The sequence below is a fragment of the Limnobacter thiooxidans genome, from assembly GCF_036323495.1.
In the GTDB taxonomy this organism is placed as follows: Bacteria; Pseudomonadota; Gammaproteobacteria; order Burkholderiales; family Burkholderiaceae_B; genus Limnobacter; species Limnobacter thiooxidans.
The window spans coordinates 2,294,237-2,312,051 of the sequence record NZ_AP028947.1 but is presented as its reverse complement, the minus strand read 5'-3'; the positions used below and the strand labels follow the sequence as shown (position 1 = coordinate 2,312,051).

Genomic DNA, 17,815 nt, shown 5'->3' with positions numbered 1-17,815 from the left:
ACAAGGAACAAATCCATGGCTATTACCCTAAACATCAGCAAGCTTGCGGTGGTGGCTACCGCCTTGCTGATTGCAACCAGCGTTGTATATGCCGACAAACCGGACAAAGGCAACGGCAATGGCAATTCCGGGAAGAACAAGGAACAAAACGAAAGCCGCGGTCAGAAAGGCAATCACAAGTCGGGAGGTCACGACAAAGGTGGCCGCGATGAGTACCGCGACCGCGAGGGGCGTTATGACTCTAACCAGAACAATCTGTCGGTGTCATTCAACTTCGGCAGCAATGAAACCCGGATTGTTCGCGATTATTACAGCGGGCAGGTTTCAAAAGGCAAATGCCCGCCCGGATTGGCCAAGAAGGGCAACGGTTGTCAGCCACCTGGGCAGGCCAAGCAATGGCAAAAAGGGCGAGCCTTGGGCTCTGATGTTCGGTACTACGATATTCCCAATGAACTGAGGATTCGTTTGCCAGTGCCGCCGTTGAATCACAAGTACGTGCAGTTGGGCACTGATCTGCTGCTCATTGCAGTAGGCACAGCAATCGTGGTGGACGCGGTAGACGGAATTTTTTAAACAAAACCCTTCAAGCCAGGGTGTTTGATAATTTCAGGTAATCAATCAAGGCCCTGGCCTTGGCGCTGATGTGTTTTCGATCCGGAATGACCGCATAAAGATTTCTTGTCAGTCCGCCATAGTCATCGAGCACCACTTCAAGGCGTCCGGCTTGCACATCCTCCCGCACAACAAAAGCAGGAATCAAAGCCACGCCAAGACCCTTGAGCAAGCATTCGCGGATTGCAAGGCTGTTGTTGGATTCAAACGACCCTTGTACATTCACGATCAATTCATTCTGATCAGCATCCAGATAGGTCCATTGGCGGGGTGATGCCCGGTAGGTGTAGATGAGGCAGTTGTGCCCGCGAAGTTCATCCGGGTGCCGGGGAATCCCGTGTGTTTGAAGGTAGTGGCGGGAAGCCACCGTGACATGTTCGATCTCGCCCAGTTTTCTGGCCACCAGGCCGGAATCCTTCATTTCTGCTATCCGGATGGCCACATCGAATCCTTCCCCAACGATCTCTGAAATTTTGTCTTCAAGGTGTAGCTCCACTGTGAGTTGTGGGTGTTTGCTCATGAAATCGGGGATTTGACTGATCAGGGTGGTCAAGCCATACGACATCGGTGCAGCCAGGCGGATTTTTCCCCGAATCTGACGCTGATTGCTTGTCACCTCCTGTTCGGCTTCGGCCAGTTGCGACAGCGCGTCGCTGGCTTTCCTGAACAGGTGCTGCCCCTCTGCTGTGAGGCTGAGCCTGCGCGTGGTTCTTTGAAGCAGCTTGACCCCCAATCGCTCTTCCAGTCTGGAAACCGCCTTGCTGACAGCCGATTTCGTGGATCCAAGTGCCGTTGCGGACGCGGTGAAGCTCAATCGTTTTGCAACCTCTACAAATACGCTGATGTCTGCCAGTTGACTCATGGATTGTTGCTCCTGGAGAAACAATATGTTGCTGATCGCCTAGATTATCAATTTTTGAAAGGCAAATACACTGCATCCATGTTTTGCAACTTTGCAAATACCGGGGTGAATTGAATGAACATGGTGCTGTTGTTGATGTGTGGTTTGCTGATATCCATCATTTATGCATTGGGGAAAACTGCGACCCAGTCTGGTATGAATGGTCTTGACCTGATGTTCTGGCAAATCAGCGGAAGCGTGCTCATCGTGCTCCCCGTTGCCTTCTGGAAGCGCCAGTTCCCGCTGCTGCGCTGGTCACATGTCCGCTATTACCTGTCGGCCGGCCTGTTGGGTTTTACAGGTCCCTACCTGGTCACCTATTGGGTGTTGAACCACATTCCTTCAGGCCTGGTTGGCGTGGTGGCGTCTCTTTCACCCCTGATGACCGTCGCCCTCGTGGTCTTGATTTTCAGGCAGCGAATCCGGTGGGCTGGCGTACTCGGTCTCCTCGCCGGGTTTGCAGGAGTTTTGACTATTCTCTTGCCAAAGAGCAGTTTGCCCAACCCCGACATGCTGGCCTGGGTTCTGCTCGCCTGCCTTTCTCCCCTGTTTCTCGCCATGGGCAATGTGTATCGCACTCGCGCTTGGCCCGCCGATGGTCAGCCTGTTCAGATGGCTGCTGGCCTGTTGACCTCGCAGTGGTTGCTGCTGCTTCCGATTCAATGGATGTCGGCTCCAATCGGCTTACCCGAGCTCGCAGCCAGACCCAGTGTGGCCGGTATTGCTGTTTCATCGGGACTGTTCTACCTGCTCAGTTTCCAGTTACAGCGACGAACAACTCCGGTGTTTGTTGGGCAGTTGGGGTATGTGATCGCAGTGTGTTCACTTGTGATCGGAACTTTGTTTTTCAACGAGCACCCTTCACCGTGGGTGTGGGCAGGCACGGCATTGATCGCTGGCGGTGTTTTTCTGGTTTCAAGGTCATCAATGCCAATCATGAACGAGGCAATCAAATGAATTTCTTAAAAATCGCAAAGGAAGCAATTGTGTTCAGTGGACTTGCTCTTTTAATGCCCGGGGTCCAGGCGGGGCCGGGACATGCACATCAAACCCTGCCGATAAGCGGGAGAGCCGTAGTGGGAACGAGTCCGTGGGGTCCTGCTGATGAAATAGGTCGTCTTAACCTGATGAGTGCACAGACACAGCAACATCTGATGGCCAGGATTGATCCACGAAAGGTGTATGACCTTTCAGTTGACTATTTCATCGGCATGCCCGGTTGGCATGCAGCGGGCGATCCGCGATATCAAATCTGGATGACTCATACACCCAACGGTACCAAGGTCGATGATCCCCTAGGCGTGGGCGACAGGCAAAATGATCATGTCAGTTATACCGGGACGGCGTTTTCAATGTACTCCCACACCGGGACGCACATCGATGCGCTGAACCACTTTGGATTGAATGGCAAGATCTGGAACAATTTCGACGCCAAGACACACCTGGGCGATCGGGGCTGGACAAAAACAGGTGCGGAGACCATACCGCCCATTGTCGCGAGGGGATTGTTGCTGGATATTCCCGCGGCCAAAGGCCTCGACATGTTGCCCGATGGTTATCGTATTACCAAGGCCGATATACAAGCCACGCTTATTCACCAAAATGTTCAACTCGAGCTCGGCGATGTGGTGTTGATACGTACAGGTCGAATGAAGGAATTTTCGCAGGCCGAAAAGTACATGCAGAATTCCCCCGGCCTGGGAATTGAGGCTGCCAGATACCTGGTGGAAGAGGGTGGTGCCATGGTGCTGGGCGCAGACAACCTCAGCTTTGAGGCATTTCCCTCAGAGGTGGAAGGCAATTATGTTCCGGTGCACACCTACCTGTTGGCGCAGCAAGGTGCATTCATTCTTGAGTTGGTCAATCTTGAGGAGTTGGCAGCTGACCGCATTTACGAGTTTGCATTCATTGGCGCATCGCTCAAGCTCAAGGGTGCAGACGGATCCCCAATGCGCCCGATTGCGTTTCCAATTCATCCCACCGCACCTGCGAGGTAAACCAGCATGAATCGTTCATTCGAAGTAGAAATTCCTGCTTCAGGCCAAAATCTGGCGGGTACCTTTTTTCCAGCGCAGCAGGATTTGGGCAATCAGGCTGTGTTGTTGTGCCCTGCCACCGGGATTACACAGCGTTTTTATTTTTCCTTTGCGAGTTGGTTAAGTGAGCAGGGCTTCTCGGTGTTGGTGTTTGATTACCGTGGCATTGGGCGGTCTCTTGCCGAGTCGCATGTTCGACACTCGACAGCAAAAAAGCAGGATTGGGGTTTGCTCGACATGCCGGCTGCACTGGACTTTCTTCTGGCGCTGACGGGCCAAAAAGCCGCTTTGTTGATCGGACACAGTGTAGGTGGGCAGCTGTTTGGTCTCATGCACAACCATGCCCGACTGCGTGGTGTGCTCGCAGTGGCTGCATCGTCGGGTTATGTAAAAAACATTCGGCAGGACAAGCGAACAGCAGCAAAACTGATGTTGAGTTGCGTCATACCGCTCAGCGCAATGTTGTTGGGATACATTCCTGCCAAAAAACTGGGCTGGGGGGAAAACCTGCCCAAAGCGGTTGGCTTGCAATGGGCCAAATGGTGCTCCAGCCCCGGGTATGTCGAAAATGATTTTGATGGTGAAATTCCGCATCATTGGTACAAGCAGTTCAAAGCGCCAATCGTGTTCTTGCACGCAGCAGACGATGAAATCGCTACCAAGGAAAATGTCCTTGACATCATGCGCTTGTTTGAAGTGGCCAAGAAGAAACGCATCTTTATCGATCCGAACCAGATTGGACTCGACACATTGGGGCACGTCGATCTTTTTCGCGCACGCAATCAATCAGTCTGGCCTTTGCTGCTGGCACAAATCAAGGAACTTGCCTGAATCGCTGAGTCTGCATGTTTGTTCATGTCCCTGTTGAATCACAGGTGTTTCTTTCCCGATTGTTTGTCATAATGGAACGGATCACACTCGTTATCCATTGAAGGCATCTATGCGCTACACACCCGGGCAGAAGGAAAAAACCATTCGCAGCATTGTCAAAAATGCCGGGGCCAAAGCCAAACAAAGCGGTTTTGGTACCACGGGTGTGGACGACCTCATGAAGGCTGCAGGCCTTACCAGTGGCGCATTCTACAAACATTTCGGCAGCAAGGAAGAATTGTTGCAGGCCGTGGTTCAGTACGAACTGGGCCGAACCCGTGCCCTGTTTTTCGATGGCCCGGATACCGATCGCAAGGCCACCCTGACGGCAATTGCCACCCAGTATCTCAGCCTGTTGCACCTGGCCCATCCTGAAAGCGGCTGCATGTTGCCTGCACTGTCTGCGGAAGTGGCGCGCGCCAGCGATGACACAAGGCAACAGTTTGATCTCGGCCTGACCGATTTGCACGGCGTGCTGGCCAGTATTTCTGATCCACAAACAGCCTGGGTAGCCTTGTCAATGGCCGTGGGCGCGGTGTCGCTGGCCAGGGCAAGCGCAAACCCCGCCACACAAAAGGCAGTATTGAGTGCATGCAGTGAAGCCTTGGCTGCAATGGATCCTGGTCATTTGAAGTAAACCTCAGCTTTTTGCAGTGAATTGCGCTTGACCTTGGTTTTTTAATTGGATAGTGTTCGTTATCTAATTAAAAATCCTACTTTCGGCATTGCTACCATGACTCAACTTCACCCCACCGCTTGTATTCTTTGTAGTCGAAATTGCGGCCTCACTGTTGAAAAGGAAGGCCGCGACATTCGCCGAATCAAGGGTGATCCTGCGCATCCGGTTTCACAAGGGTACATTTGCCAAAAGGCGGCCAGGCTTGATTACTATCAGAACAGCCCGGATCGATTGACCAAACCGCTTAAACGTCAGAGGGATGGCACGTTCAAAGCAATTGGCTGGGACCAGGCCTTGACCGAAATAGCTGCTCGCCTGAAAGAGATCAAGAACAAGCACGGCGGCGATGCGTTTGCATTTGCCGGTGGGGGCGGGCAGGGCAATCATTTGGGCGGCGCCTACAGTCGCCAGTTGATGGCAGCCATGGGCAGCCGCTATTCCTACAACTCACTGGGGCAGGAAAAAACGGGCGACTTCTGGGTCAACGGCCGCCTGTTTGGCAACCAAGGATGCCACACCACGGAAGACGTGGAGCATTCCGATTATGTGCTGTTCATCGGGTGCAACCCCTACCAGGCGCATGGCATTCACAATGCCCGCGACACTTTGAAGCACATTCGCAATGACCCCAACCGCACCATGGTGGTTATCGACCCACGGCGCACCGAGACTGCCGAAATGGCCGATGTGTTCATTCAAATCAAACCGGGCACCGATGCGTTTTTGATGAGTGCCATTCTGGGTGTCATCGTGCAGGAAGGCCTGATGGACGAACGCTTCCTGACGCAACGCACCGTGGGTTATCAAGAGGTGCTGGACGTGTTCCGCAAGGTTCCAGTGAAGGCCTATTGTGAAACTGCCGATGTGTCCCTGGACACCGTCCAAAGTGTGGCGCGTGGTTTTGCGCAGGCGAAGCGGGGATGTGTGCGAATTGATTTGGGTATTCAACAGACCCTGAATTGCACCTTGAACGGTTACCTGGAAAAAATGTTGTACCTGGTGTGTGGCCACTTTGGCAAACAGGGTACGAACAACCTGCACACCATGTTGTTACCCATCCTGGGAAATACCGACGAGCGCAAGCAGATCAAGGGCAAGAAACTCAAGCGCACGGCTTATCACGGCATGATGCCAATTGCTGGAATTTACCCGCCAAATATTCTGCCGGATGAAATTTTGAAGGCGGGTGAAAACCGCATACGCGCCGTGTTTGTAGACAGCGCCAACCCGGTGTTGACCTGGGCCAATTCGCAGGCCTTTGAAGCGGCATTTCAATCTCTGGATTTGCTGGTCACGATTGACGTGGCCCTCACTGAAACTGCAGCACTTTCACATTACGTGCTGCCAGCCAGTTCGCAACTGGAGAAATGGGAATGCACCGGCTTTAACCTGGAGTTTCCGGTCAATGCCTTTCACTTGCGCAAGCCGATTTTCGAACCCCTGGCGGACAGCCTGCCCGAGCCCGAGATTTACACCCGTTTGCTTGAAAAAATGGGCGTTGTTGAGTCCTATCCGTGGTTGACACGGATTGCAAAACTTCAGCCCAAGGCCTCACGTTACCTGCCATTTCTGGGTGCTTTTGTGGGTTTGCTGGCGCGTAATCCCAAGCAATTTCCATTTGCGGCTTCCATTCTTTACCGCACCCTTGGGCCCACACTGAAGACTGCGGAAGGCGATACTCCTGATGCGGCTGCATTTCTCCTGCCCCTGTGCATGGATTACGCACGCCGGTATGACAAGGCGGTTCGCCGGGCTGGCGTGAAAGGCAGCAAGCTGACGCTGGGAATAGGCCTGTTCGAGCGCTTGATCAACAGCCCAAGCGGCGCGGTGATGAGCCGTCACGACTATGATGAAGTTTGGCAACTTGTGGCCAACCGCGATCAGAAAATTCACCTTGCAGTGCCTGAAATGCTGGACGCTTTGCGCAATCTTTCCATCACCGAATCCACCTCGCAGGCCTATCCCTTCACATTGATGGCGGGCGAGCGGCGCACCTACAATGCCAACCAGATTTACCGAAATCCGGAATGGCGGAAGGTCGATAAACACGGTTTTCTGCGCTTGCACCCGGACGATGCCGCCAAGCTTGGCGTGCTGAAAGGCGACAGCCTGATCGTGAAGTCAGCCAATGGCGAGGTACAGGCAGTGGTTGAGCCCGATGACACTGTACGGCCTGGTGTGTGTACCTTGCCACATGGCTACGGGCAGCGTTTTCTGGGTGGTGCTGAACAGGGGCCAGCCTTGAACAGGTTGTCTGCTTCTGATTGGTGTGAGCCCTTCAGTAAAACACCTTATCACAAGCTGATTCCCGTTCGTCTTGAAACAATCAAAGAGGTTGCAGCTTGAAGAAAACATTACAACTTCAACCCTGTGCCGTGGTGGTGGGCGTGGGCGCTGAAAATGGCGTAGGCGGTGCCTTGTGCAAAAAGTTTGCACAAGAAGGTTTGCCTGTGTATGGCGTAGGGCGCAACGCTGCAAAAATGAATGTATTAAGTCGGCGGTTTGTTGCGCAAGGCATGGATTACCAATCGCTTGTGGCCGACATCACCAACCCGGAAAGTGTCGCTGAACTGTTTGAACAAATCCGGAATGCGGGCCGCATACCGGAAGTTGTGGTGTTCAATGCGTCCGAGAAAAACATGCCTGTGCCCTTGAAAGACGTCACTGCCGACGTTGCTGAAAACATGTGGCGTGTCTGTTGCCAGGGTGGCTTTATTGTGGCTCAGCAGGCTGTTGCAGCCATGCTGCCACGCAAGCAGGGCAGCCTGATTTTCACAGGGGCGACTTCATCCCTTCGCGGGCGCCCCCAGTTTGCTGCCTTTGCAGCCGCCAAGGCTGGCTTGCGAAGTTTTGCCCAGTCTTTCGCGCGGGAATATGGCCCCAAGGGCATTCACGTGGCCCACGTGGTGCTGGATGGCGTAGTGGACGGCGACCGCGCTTCCAGTGCTGTTGGTGGCATTGGCAAGGCCTATCTGATGTCGAAGGGCACACATGGCACGCTTTTGCCTGCGGCCGTTGCCGACATTTATTGGCAGTTGCACCAGCAACACCCTTCGACCTGGACCCAGGAACTGGATTTGCGTCCATTCAAGGAAAAGTTTTGATATAAAAAAAGGCGATGGCAAGTTGAATCGAAATTGATCGACCCAAAACACCACTTAATTCCGACCATGTGATTTTGAGCGCTCATCGATAATCTCTCGGTACCTGTCACAGGTTTTTGTGACATTGTTTTAAACGGGAGCCGCCAGTGAGTCTGATTTTTCGAAATGTCTTTTTAAGCCTGGGAGCAGTTTTTACTGCAATGGCCCATGCGCAGACTCCTCTTGAGCCTCCCGCAGAACCAGCCAATTCAGAGTGGCAGTGGGGTGGCAGCTGGACAGTGGTCGGTCAGCGACTGTCGGGTGCTGACATGGTGGATTCTTCCAAGCGAAGGCAATTGAACACGCGCCTGGACCTTGAATTGCAACGTGAATTCAGCCAACTGCCAGGCAGGTTTTACGGTCAGTTGCGAACAGGCAGTGGGTCTGGCCTGCAGATCAATACCCCGGTTTTTACCAGCGCTGTGAATACAACAGCCTTTGCCGGATCAGACAATCACCTTCATGACATCAAATCAGTGCTCGCCCAGGCTTGGCTCCAATTTGATCTTGATTCGGTTGTCAAAGGCTTGAGTGTTGTTGCCGGAAAAATTGATCCCACTGTGTTCTTCGATCACAGTGATTTGGCGCACGATGAGTCCATGAAATTCATGAACAACATCTTTGTACACAACCCCCTGCTGGACAGCGGCGGAAATTACGGGATCGATGAAAACGGATTTTCTCCGGGGGCGCTGGTTCAATATCAAACCCAACACGAAGATCAAGCCAACTGGATATGGTCACTGGGTGCGTTTGGTGCAGGCAACGGAACCAACCTGGATCAATCGCCAAGCAACCCGTTCCTGATTGTCCAACTGCGCCGTTTTGGCGAGCTTTTCCCCGGCTTGCAAGGTTCAGCCGCGATCTATTACTGGACGAATCCCAAAGCGGAGAATGTGTTGACTGCGCAGCCTGAAAAGCAGGCGGGCTGGGGGTTTTCAGGTGATCAGCAGATCAGGCAAGATCTGGCTGTGTTCGTTCGCCTGTCTTATGGTGGTCGGGGAGTACGCAGCTTTGACCGAGCGCTTACTTATGGCGTGGAGCAGAAAGGCAATCTGTGGGGACTTCCCGAAGACCACATTGGGCTGGCCATTGGTCGTCTGCAGCCTGACTCTGTATCGGTGCTCAATGGTGCGCCAGCATTCACAGAACGCAGCATGGAGCTGCTGTATTCCCATGCCATGTCAGGGAACTGGTGGTTGTCTGCTGATTTTCAGAGAATTCAATCACCTGGCGGGGATTCCACTTTGCCCTCAATCCGCGTATGGGGTGTGCGAAGCACTGTTAAATTTTGATTCTTGTTCGAATTATCTATTTGAGCCCTGTTTTGGCCTTATAGCCTTGGATTGAGTTTCACCCGGGTGGGGTAATCTGAAGTTTGATCCATTTGAGCCTGCATCCCCATGAAACGACAGTCCATTCAGTCCCTCTTGAAACTCAATGCGGTATTTTCTTTGGGTATCCTGCTGGTGCTTGGTGCAGGCAGTACCACTGCCATGCTTGAGTTGAACAGCGCGATCAACAAACTCACATCCAGTTCTGAAGCGGTTCGAACCCAAATGGATGCCGACATGATGCACGACGCCTTGCGCGGCGATGTACTGGAAGCCATCAAGTTGCAGTTGATGGCCGATTCGGCTGGCAAGGCCGAAGTGCTGAATGCTGTGGATCAACATGGCAATCGCTTGATGGACAACCTCAGCGAAAACCGCAGCAATACCGACAACAGCAGCTTGATCCGCGAGATGGACGAAGTCATCAAGGTGGCCGAGCGCTACGTGGCTTCTGCAAAGCAAATGACCCGAGACGCTGCGGGCGCTACACCCACCGACCAGCAATGGGAACAGTTCATGGCGGACTTCGAGTCGCTTGAACAGAGCATGGAGAAGCTGTCAGACAGCCTGGCTTCGCAGGCTGACTCGGCAAAGTCGACGTCCCGTACCGTACTGGAAGTTGCATTGGCTGTAGTGCTTGGTCTGGTCATTCTCGCTGTGACAGGCGTGTTCCTGATTGTGCGCCGTTTGGGCAAGTCGATTGGCCAGCCCCTGGATGCACTGGTTAAAACTGTGACACGAATTGATCAACAGGGTGATTTGTCCTTGCGCGCAGAAAACAGATACAACAATGAAATTGGAGATGTCATCAATGCCTTCAATGCCTTGATGGAGTCGCTGCAAAATATCGTGCGTGGTGTACGCCAATCTACCGAAGAGCTGTTGTCTTCCAGCACCCATCTGGCCGAGGCGGCAGATACCACTCTCGCTTCTTCACAGGCCAACAGCGATGCAGCAAGCTCTGTGGCCGCTGCGGTGGAGGAGTTGTCGGTCAGTGTTGCCAATATTTCATCGCAGGCCCAGTTGGCAGACGATGCATCAAAAAGTTCGCTCAGCCTGGCCAGGTTGGCGGGTATCAGTACCGACAAAGCGGCCAGTGAAATGCGAGTTATTTCAACGGTGGTCAAACAGTCTGCGCAAACCATGGTTGAGCTGGAGTCGCAGGTCAAAGGCATTTCCGACATTGCCGGAACCATTCGCGGTATTGCACAGCAGACCAATTTACTCGCCTTGAATGCTGCCATTGAAGCCGCGCGGGCCGGGGAACAGGGGCGTGGCTTTGCCGTGGTTGCTGACGAGGTGCGCTCGCTTGCAGAGCGAACTGCAGACTCAACCCTGAAGATCGGTTCGATTATCGAGTCGATTCAAAAAGGAACACAGATCGCTGTGGAGCAAATGCAGAATGGGGTTGAGCGTGTTGATTTGGGCATGCAAATCTCAGATGAAGTGGGCACTCAAATTTCAGGTGTGACCGAACATGTGCGCCAAGCGGCCGAGGCCGTTGCTCACATCTCTGAAAGCCTGCGTGAACAGGATGCCGCGGGCCAGGACATCGCAAGGTCAATTGAAAAAGTGGCTGTGGTTTCGGAAGAAAATTACCAGGTTGCCCAGGAGACTTCTGATGTGGCAAAAAATCTTTCCAGGGTGGCCAATCAACTCGAAGGGCAGATTGCTCGTTTTCGGGTTGCGAGTTGAATGGACCCCATTGCCCAATATCTTATCTGGATGACTTTACGCTTTGCCTGCTGAATATTCCAATGATCGGGGTGCCATGTGCACGCAAAATCGGTTCGATTTTGTCGTGTAGCGCGTGGTAGCGATAAAACGGCACACGGGGAAACAAGTGATGAATGGAGTGCAGGTTTTGTCCCAACCAGAACCACTCCAGGGGTTTCATCCAGCCGGGCATAATCAAACTGTTGGTGTTCTGATAGCGGCTTGAATTGTCGTAGGGGTGGTGGGGTCGATAGGCAAACCAGTAGGCTGTGAAAAATGCACCGATCAGGTAACCGGCCACTAACAGCCAAGCCACCTGTTCAGTTCCCACCCAAAGGCCGAATGCCACGCGCCAGCCAATCGTGAAAGAAATCTCGACCAGGTAAATGCTGCGGTCTTTCAGGCTGGCTGTTTTCCAGTAGTCGCGAAACAGGAAGGTGATCTGTACCCACAGGAAATGAAAACCACTGGTGATGAATGAAAGCAGCCCGTGGCGCATGTTGCTGACCACATAATCAGGGTCCTTGTCGGGCTGGTTGGTGTAGCGGTGGTGCGTGAAGTGTTCAACCTTGTGGGTGGAGTAGGGCACCATGATCAAGGTGGCGACCAGGTAACCGCACAGGTCGTTGACCCATTTCAAATTCTCCTGTTTGCCGTGGATGTTGTTGTGCACAGCCTCGTGCAATGGCGTGTAAGACATGTAAGTCAACACCGCATACAACGGTATGGCCAACCACAGGCTCACGCTTCCTGTTGTGAAAAGCCACAGCAAAAGCCCCATTGCACCCAAAACAAAAGCGGTCAGGCCAATCGTGAGCCAGGCCAGTTCGCCCGTATACTCTTTCGAAATCTCAATCGCTTCCCGGTTCAATTCGTTCAGGTTCGCCTGCATCTTTGTCTCTTGGATGTTTTATTCGGATGCTTTAAATTTATCGCGTTTGTGTCAATTCAGACAGTGCATTTCAGGTCTTGATACAGGCATTTCAGGCCAAACGGTTTTTGAGGAGTCAGGTTTGCGGGAATCCCCATTGATGCACCCGGCAACAATTGCCCAGGTCATGGTCAATTTTGCTTCACGCTTTGGTCTGGACGGGCAAGGTTGTTTGCTCGGCACTGGGGTGGAGCTTGAAGATCTGACACGTTCAGACACCTGGTTGCAGCGCAGCCAGGAAATGCGATTGCTCGAGAACATGATCATGGGTCTGCCGGATTTGCCTGCCCTGGGGTTTGAGCTTGGCATGCAGTACAACGTGTCCACGTTTGGTATTTGGGGTTTTGCCATCCGAACCAGCCCAACATTGGCCGCTGCCGTAGAAACAGCACTTCGATACCTGCCGTTGAGCACAGCCTATTGCAGGTTTTCCGTGATTAACACGGAATCGTCTTTTGGTATTGCAGCCCACCCGGATGACATTGCCCAGCACTTGCGCCACTTCCTTCTGGAGCGTGACATGGGTACCGCGTTCAGTTTGCTGCGGGAATTGGGTTTGAATGGTGTGCCTGTGCAACGCCTTGAATTTCAGCATTTGCCTGACAGTCATGTTCAACGCATTGAGGAACTGACTGGAATTCGTCCTCACACGGGTTGTTCTCGAAACGCAATACTCCTGGACCGGCGCCATGCCGAGTTGCAACTGCCAACTTGTGATCTGCATTTGCTGCGGGTTTTTGAGGAGCAATGCACCCGGCAGTTGCGTCAGCGACAGGTAGAAGGTTTGACTGGCCAGGTTCGCCAAATTCTCCTGGGGTCGATGGGCCTGGTGTCTACACTGGAAGATGTTGCTCACTCATTGTCGCTTTCACCTCGCAGCCTGAGGCGCAGGTTGGCTGAGGAGGGCACCAACTACAGTGATCTTCTTGACGCGGAACGCAAGCAACTTGCTGCGCAATTGCTGTCCACTCAAATGAAACTGGATGAAATGGCCTTGCACCTGGGGTACGGCGATACAGCCAGTTTCACGCGTGCCTTTCGTCGGTGGTATCAATGTTCGCCGGGGGAATATCGCCGCCTCAATTCGCGTTGAGTTTGCGGAGTTTTCGGGCAGGTCGCATTAAATCAAAACAGTGATTTTTATTAAAATTAAATTAATGTCGAATTAAGTTCAGGTTAACTAAAATCCAGTATTAACAAAGACTTATTTCTTATTTCTCATTTTCTGAAGTCTTGGTAATGATGTGCGTCCCAACCACTCGAGCCAAGACAATGAAAAACAAATACTCCTTCGCTTTTCCGTCCAGAACACTCCAGTTAAGTGTTCTGATTGCAACCCTGTTTCAAACTACGAATGTTCACGCCGACAGTGAGCGGCTTCAGGAACTTGAGCGACGAATACTTGAACTGGAGAGCCGCTTGCTGGCCCAACAGCAAACCCAGCCTCCAGTAGAACCCACCTCAACCACTCAAGTGGTGCCCGCGAAACCGACGCCGCAAGTGAAGGTCACCAACGATGGTGGCTATGCATTGTTCAATCCTGACAATGGCAATGAACTTCGCTTCAGCGCCATGTTGCAAATGGACGGGCGGTTTTTCGCCTCGGGATCCAGTGCAACCGGTGCGGCTCTTGACGACGGATTTTTGCTGCGGCGCGTGCGGCCGACTTTCTCCGGGAAGTTTGCCGGCGTGGGTTTCCGGATCGTACCGGAGTTAAGTGGCAATGGCACGGGCGCCAACATTTCCCTGCTGGATGCCTTTGCGGATGTGCCTGTGGGCAACAAGGGATATCTTCGCGTTGGCAAGCAGAAAACCGCAGTCAGTATTGATCGACTCCGTGTGGCCACAGCACTTCCATTGATCGAGCGTGGGCTTGCCAACGAGCTTGCGCCCAATCGTGACTTGGGTGTGTCGTGGAATTCCAGCCTGGCCGATGGGCGAGTTGGCCTGGTACTTGGATTGTTCAATGGCGCGGCCGATGGTCGTGACGTGTCGGTACGCGATGACGCAGGCAAGGAAATTCAAGCAAGGATTTTTGCTGAGCCATTCAAGACGCACGACAGTGCTCTGAAAGGCCTTGGTTTTGGGGTGTCAGGAACCTACGGCAGCAAAAAAAGTTCTCAGGGCAACACGGCCGTGGTAGCCAACACCCTGGCCCGATATCGAACCGCCGCGCAGGAAGAGTTTTTTGCCTATTCAGCGGGTGTTGCTCCCACGGGTACCCACAGCCGGCTGTTCCCGCAGTTGACCTATTTCAAGGACAACTTCGGATTGGTGGCTGAATACGGTTTTTCAGACCAGGAGTTAACGCGCAACAATGTGGAAAGTTCGATCAAGAACACCGGCTACGACCTGACCCTGTCATGGGTACCCACTGGTGAGCCGATCTCGTTCAGGGGTGTTGACTTGGGTAAAGGCACCAAAGGCACCGCTGTAGAGTTGGCATTCCGGGTTTCAGGACTCGATATTGATGACCGAGCGTTTCAAGGTGGGGCCAATAGACTGGCGGACCCTGACAGTGCCGCGCGGAAGGCGTTCAACTATGGCCTGGGCGCAAACTTTCACCTCAGTCACAACCTGAAATGGTCTGTCGATTTCAACTCTACCCGCTTCTCTGGTGGCGCAAGCGGCGGCCGTGACCGAGAAGAGGAACAGGTGGTAATGACCCGGTTACAACTGGTTTATTGAATCCGGTTTGCAAGGGTGTTATTCATGAAAAAACCGGCGCATCTTGATCAAGGTGCGCCGGTTTTACAGATCCACAGATCAATCTGTGTTATTTCTGTTTTGCAGCCTTCCAGTCCTGGTAAGAGGGTGGAGTGCCATCACCGTATCTGTCGGTGAAGCGGATGTATTCCACCTCTGAAGCGGTCAATGCTTTTTTTGGTCCGGTGCTCAGCGCAACTTCGACTGCGGGTGTTCCATCGCCAAAAGTGTTCATGCGTGCGATCTCGGCCTGATCTTCTTGACTCAGCACGATTCGCTCCTTGAGTGAATTGTCTTTGATGAATCCGTTGCGGACTCCCCATTCATGTTGGCTTAACGGGGTTCCGTCACCAACCGAGTTTGCATAGTCCCAGTATCTTGATTCCCAATTTGCACTGGCAAAAGCCATGGGAGTAAACACACCCAGTGCAACAATGACAACTGCCTTTTTCATTTCATTTTTCTCCAACTGTTGAAAGCTTGTTCATGCGTATTCCATGAACCCATTGGACAACAGTGGACGGGCATTTTCACGTTTGTTTCAGTTAAAGAAAAATGAATGCGGGATGAATCAATGTGGCTTACATGTCCAGCGATTCAGCATTTTTCCTGATTTCGGTGGGTGACTTGCCAAAGTTGCGCTTGCAAAAGCGGACCAGCGTGGCTTGCTCCGAAAACCCCAGAATGGAAGCAAGCTGGGCCATGGGTATCTGGCTTTGTGTCAAATACCGCAGTGCTTCCTGGCAAAGGATACGGGTCTTGATCTCATCGAAGTTGGTGTTTTCATCCAGCAGGTGTCGTTGCAAGGTGCGCGGGTGAATGGCCAGCAGCTTGGCCACCTCCGACTTGTTGCAACTTGCCCGACCCAGCACCTTGCGAATGACCTGTGCAGTGCGCGCAGTGAATGATCCCCGAATGTTTCTGAAGTGGGTTTGAATGTGGAGGTCTACAATTTGGCTCAATTCGGTATTGGGTTTGTCCAGTCGACCTTCAAATGTAGAGTTGGCCAGCAAAAGGGCTGCGTGGTCCTGTTCGAAAAAAACAGGCGCCTCGAAAAACTGTTCGTACACCGGTGCGATTGATCTTGAACCGTGCGGCACCATCACTTTCGCCAGCTGGTAATGGTTCCCTGCGAGAATCTTGAGGAAACGATGCAAATTACCCAGGCAAACGTCCAAGGCCTGTGTGTGGGGCGCTGGTTTGTCCAGATCAATTGAAATTGAAATCCAGGTGTGGCTTTTGCTGACTGTGTTCTCTGTTTTGTCCGGGTAGGTTTCTATCAGGATGGTCGGGCTCATCACGTCAATGTGTTCGGCCGCGTACACGACAGCCTGCCCCACGGTGGGCAGGTTGCTGATCACCAGGGACAGGGGGCCGAGAATGCTCAGGTCGTGGTAAGGGGACATTTGCAAACCCAGGTCCGGAATATTCTTGAGCCTTGCCGCGTACTCCAGCATTTTAACAAAATCTTCCATCAACACAAACTGGTTGTCGCGTTCAGCCAAATCCAGATTCAGGTTGAATTTGTCAGCGATTTGATCCGCATTGAATCCCGCATGATTCGAGACTTCCCGAAAACCCAACAATGCTGTTGATCGTAACAAGTGTTTCATTTGTCTCGAAAAGTCAAAAATTTGTCTCGATGAGTCAAGAGTATATATTTTCCACAATGTGATAATCAAAAAACATAAAACAAAATAGAGGAGACATCAGATGTGGGAAAAAATCGGAGTTCGAAGTGCTGTCGCTACATTGGCGCTTCTGGCCAGTGGCCTGAGCATGCCCGCACAGGCCCAACAGGCCCAGCAGGGCAGCCAGAAACTTTGCGTTTATGACCTGCTAGGCGCTGCCGGCGATATTTTTGCGATGGCCAAAGATTACGTGGTCGCATCCAAAGCCTGGGGAGCCAACCTGACTTTGCATGCCTACACCGATGAACGAATCGCCACCCAGGATTTCATTGCGGGTGAATGCGATGCGGTGTTTGCAACCGGTTTCCGCACACGGCAATTCAACTCCACAACTGCAGCCATCGACTCGCTTGGCGCCTCTTCAATCGTGAAAGACGGCAAAGTGGATATGGATGCAAGCTATGAAGTGGTCAGGCGCGCCATCCAGGTGTTTGCATCGCCCGCATCCACCAAAATAGCGACCAATGGTCGTTATGAAATCGCTGGAATCATTCCATTTGGTACCGCCTACCCGGTATTGAACGACCGAAAAATTCAAACGGTGGAAGACCTGGCAGGCAAGAAGATTGCCGCATTTGATTATGACAAGGCCCAAGCCGTGATGATTCAGAAAATCGGTGCGCAACCGGTTTCAGCCGACATCACCAACTTCGCCAGCAAGTTCAACAATGGCGTGGTCGACATGATTGCCGCGCCTGCCGCTGCCTACAAGCCTCTTGAGCTTTACCGTGGAATCGGAACCAAAGGGGCCATCAACCGGTTCCCAATTGTGATTTTGAGCTACCAGATGGTGATCAACACCAGCAAATTTCCGGCCAACTACGGTCTGGAGTCTCGCAAGTACTGGAGCGGTCAATTTGACCGTGCACTAAAGTTGATTTTGCGCGCGGAAAAAACAATTCCTGAAAAAACATGGAGTGATCTGACTCCGGAAAACATGATCAAGTACACCATCATGTTGCGGGAAAGTCGAGGGACGATCATGGACCAAGGCATCTACGACAAGCAGGGTTTGACCATCCTGAAGAAACTGCGTTGCTCCATCAACCGCGCAGATTCGGAGTGCACCCCAGACAGCAAAACATTCTGATAACTGTCTGTAAGCTCCTGCTGGCCGGCAGGGGTTTACTTCTCCGCATCTACTGTAAAAATAATCTATGTGCGCTAGCGCACAGACGGCAAGGCTGAATCGGCGC

The 17,815-nt window shown here is 52.6% G+C and carries 16 protein-coding genes; 12 read left to right on the top strand and 4 right to left on the bottom strand.

The window, feature by feature from the left end; translation table 11 throughout:
- The first annotated feature begins 15 nt into the window (after positions 1-15).
- On the top strand, positions 16-573 hold the full coding sequence (locus RGQ30_RS10515; protein WP_130555963.1) for a hypothetical protein: 558 nt from the start codon (positions 16-18) through the stop codon (positions 571-573).
- A 10-nt stretch (positions 574-583) separates the two neighbouring features.
- Here the strand turns inward: RGQ30_RS10515 and RGQ30_RS10510 are convergent, their stop codons facing one another.
- A complete protein-coding gene (locus RGQ30_RS10510) occupies positions 584-1,474 on the bottom strand; it encodes a LysR family transcriptional regulator (RefSeq protein WP_130555964.1) in 891 nt (296 codons plus the stop codon).
- Between the two features lie 114 nt (positions 1,475-1,588).
- Here RGQ30_RS10510 and RGQ30_RS10505 point away from each other — a divergent pair, with 114 nt between their 5' ends.
- From RGQ30_RS10505 to RGQ30_RS10470, 8 genes are all read left to right on the top strand, one after another.
- The gene (locus RGQ30_RS10505; RefSeq protein ID WP_130555965.1) at positions 1,589-2,470 is read left to right on the top strand and encodes a DMT family transporter; all 882 of its coding nucleotides are present in this window, start codon (positions 1,589-1,591) and stop codon (positions 2,468-2,470) included.
- A 53-nt stretch (positions 2,471-2,523) separates the two neighbouring features.
- The gene (locus RGQ30_RS10500) at positions 2,524-3,510 is read left to right on the top strand and encodes a cyclase family protein (RefSeq protein WP_130556948.1); all 987 of its coding nucleotides are present in this window, start codon (positions 2,524-2,526) and stop codon (positions 3,508-3,510) included.
- Positions 3,511-3,516: 6 nt separating this feature from the next.
- Positions 3,517-4,380, top strand: coding sequence for an alpha/beta hydrolase family protein (locus RGQ30_RS10495; RefSeq protein ID WP_130555966.1), 864 nt, complete (start codon positions 3,517-3,519; stop codon positions 4,378-4,380).
- Between the two features lie 109 nt (positions 4,381-4,489).
- Positions 4,490-5,056, top strand: coding sequence for a TetR/AcrR family transcriptional regulator (locus tag RGQ30_RS10490; protein ID WP_130555967.1), 567 nt, complete (start codon positions 4,490-4,492; stop codon positions 5,054-5,056).
- A 96-nt stretch (positions 5,057-5,152) separates the two neighbouring features.
- Positions 5,153-7,444: a molybdopterin-dependent oxidoreductase gene (locus tag RGQ30_RS10485; RefSeq protein ID WP_130555968.1), complete on the top strand. Its 2,292-nt coding sequence runs from the start codon at positions 5,153-5,155 to the stop codon at positions 7,442-7,444.
- Positions 7,441-8,202, top strand: coding sequence for an SDR family NAD(P)-dependent oxidoreductase (locus RGQ30_RS10480; protein ID WP_130555969.1), 762 nt, complete (start codon positions 7,441-7,443; stop codon positions 8,200-8,202). The genes RGQ30_RS10485 and RGQ30_RS10480 overlap by 4 nt, the downstream gene beginning before the upstream one ends.
- A gap of 146 nt (positions 8,203-8,348) precedes the next feature.
- Positions 8,349-9,536, top strand: coding sequence for a carbohydrate porin (locus RGQ30_RS10475; protein ID WP_130555970.1), 1,188 nt, complete (start codon positions 8,349-8,351; stop codon positions 9,534-9,536).
- 108 nt (positions 9,537-9,644) lie between these two features.
- Positions 9,645-11,270: a methyl-accepting chemotaxis protein gene (locus tag RGQ30_RS10470; RefSeq protein WP_130555971.1), complete on the top strand. Its 1,626-nt coding sequence runs from the start codon at positions 9,645-9,647 to the stop codon at positions 11,268-11,270.
- Positions 11,271-11,292: 22 nt separating this feature from the next.
- Here the strand turns inward: RGQ30_RS10470 and RGQ30_RS10465 are convergent, their stop codons facing one another.
- Positions 11,293-12,183, bottom strand: a complete 891-nt coding sequence (locus RGQ30_RS10465; RefSeq protein ID WP_130555972.1) for a fatty acid desaturase family protein — start codon at positions 12,181-12,183, stop codon at positions 11,293-11,295.
- Between the two features lie 139 nt (positions 12,184-12,322).
- On the opposite strand from RGQ30_RS10465, the gene RGQ30_RS10460 reads away from it, so the two are divergent.
- Positions 12,323-13,315, top strand: a complete 993-nt coding sequence (locus RGQ30_RS10460; RefSeq protein WP_130555973.1) for an AraC family transcriptional regulator ligand-binding domain-containing protein — start codon at positions 12,323-12,325, stop codon at positions 13,313-13,315.
- 179 nt (positions 13,316-13,494) lie between these two features.
- Positions 13,495-14,910 (top strand): OprO/OprP family phosphate-selective porin, encoded by a 1,416-nt coding sequence (locus tag RGQ30_RS10455; RefSeq protein WP_338284391.1) that lies wholly within the window; start codon positions 13,495-13,497, stop codon positions 14,908-14,910.
- 88 nt (positions 14,911-14,998) lie between these two features.
- On the opposite strand, the gene RGQ30_RS10450 is transcribed toward RGQ30_RS10455, so the two are convergent.
- Positions 14,999-15,382, bottom strand: coding sequence for a hypothetical protein (locus RGQ30_RS10450; protein WP_130555975.1), 384 nt, complete (start codon positions 15,380-15,382; stop codon positions 14,999-15,001).
- Positions 15,383-15,509: 127 nt separating this feature from the next.
- Positions 15,510-16,541, bottom strand: a complete 1,032-nt coding sequence (locus RGQ30_RS10445) for an AraC family transcriptional regulator ligand-binding domain-containing protein (RefSeq protein ID WP_130555976.1) — start codon at positions 16,539-16,541, stop codon at positions 15,510-15,512.
- Between the two features lie 100 nt (positions 16,542-16,641).
- On the opposite strand from RGQ30_RS10445, the gene RGQ30_RS10440 reads away from it, so the two are divergent.
- Complete coding sequence (locus RGQ30_RS10440; protein WP_130555977.1) at positions 16,642-17,709, top strand: putative solute-binding protein; 1,068 nt, start codon at positions 16,642-16,644, stop codon at positions 17,707-17,709.
- The last annotated feature ends 106 nt before the right edge of the window (positions 17,710-17,815 follow it).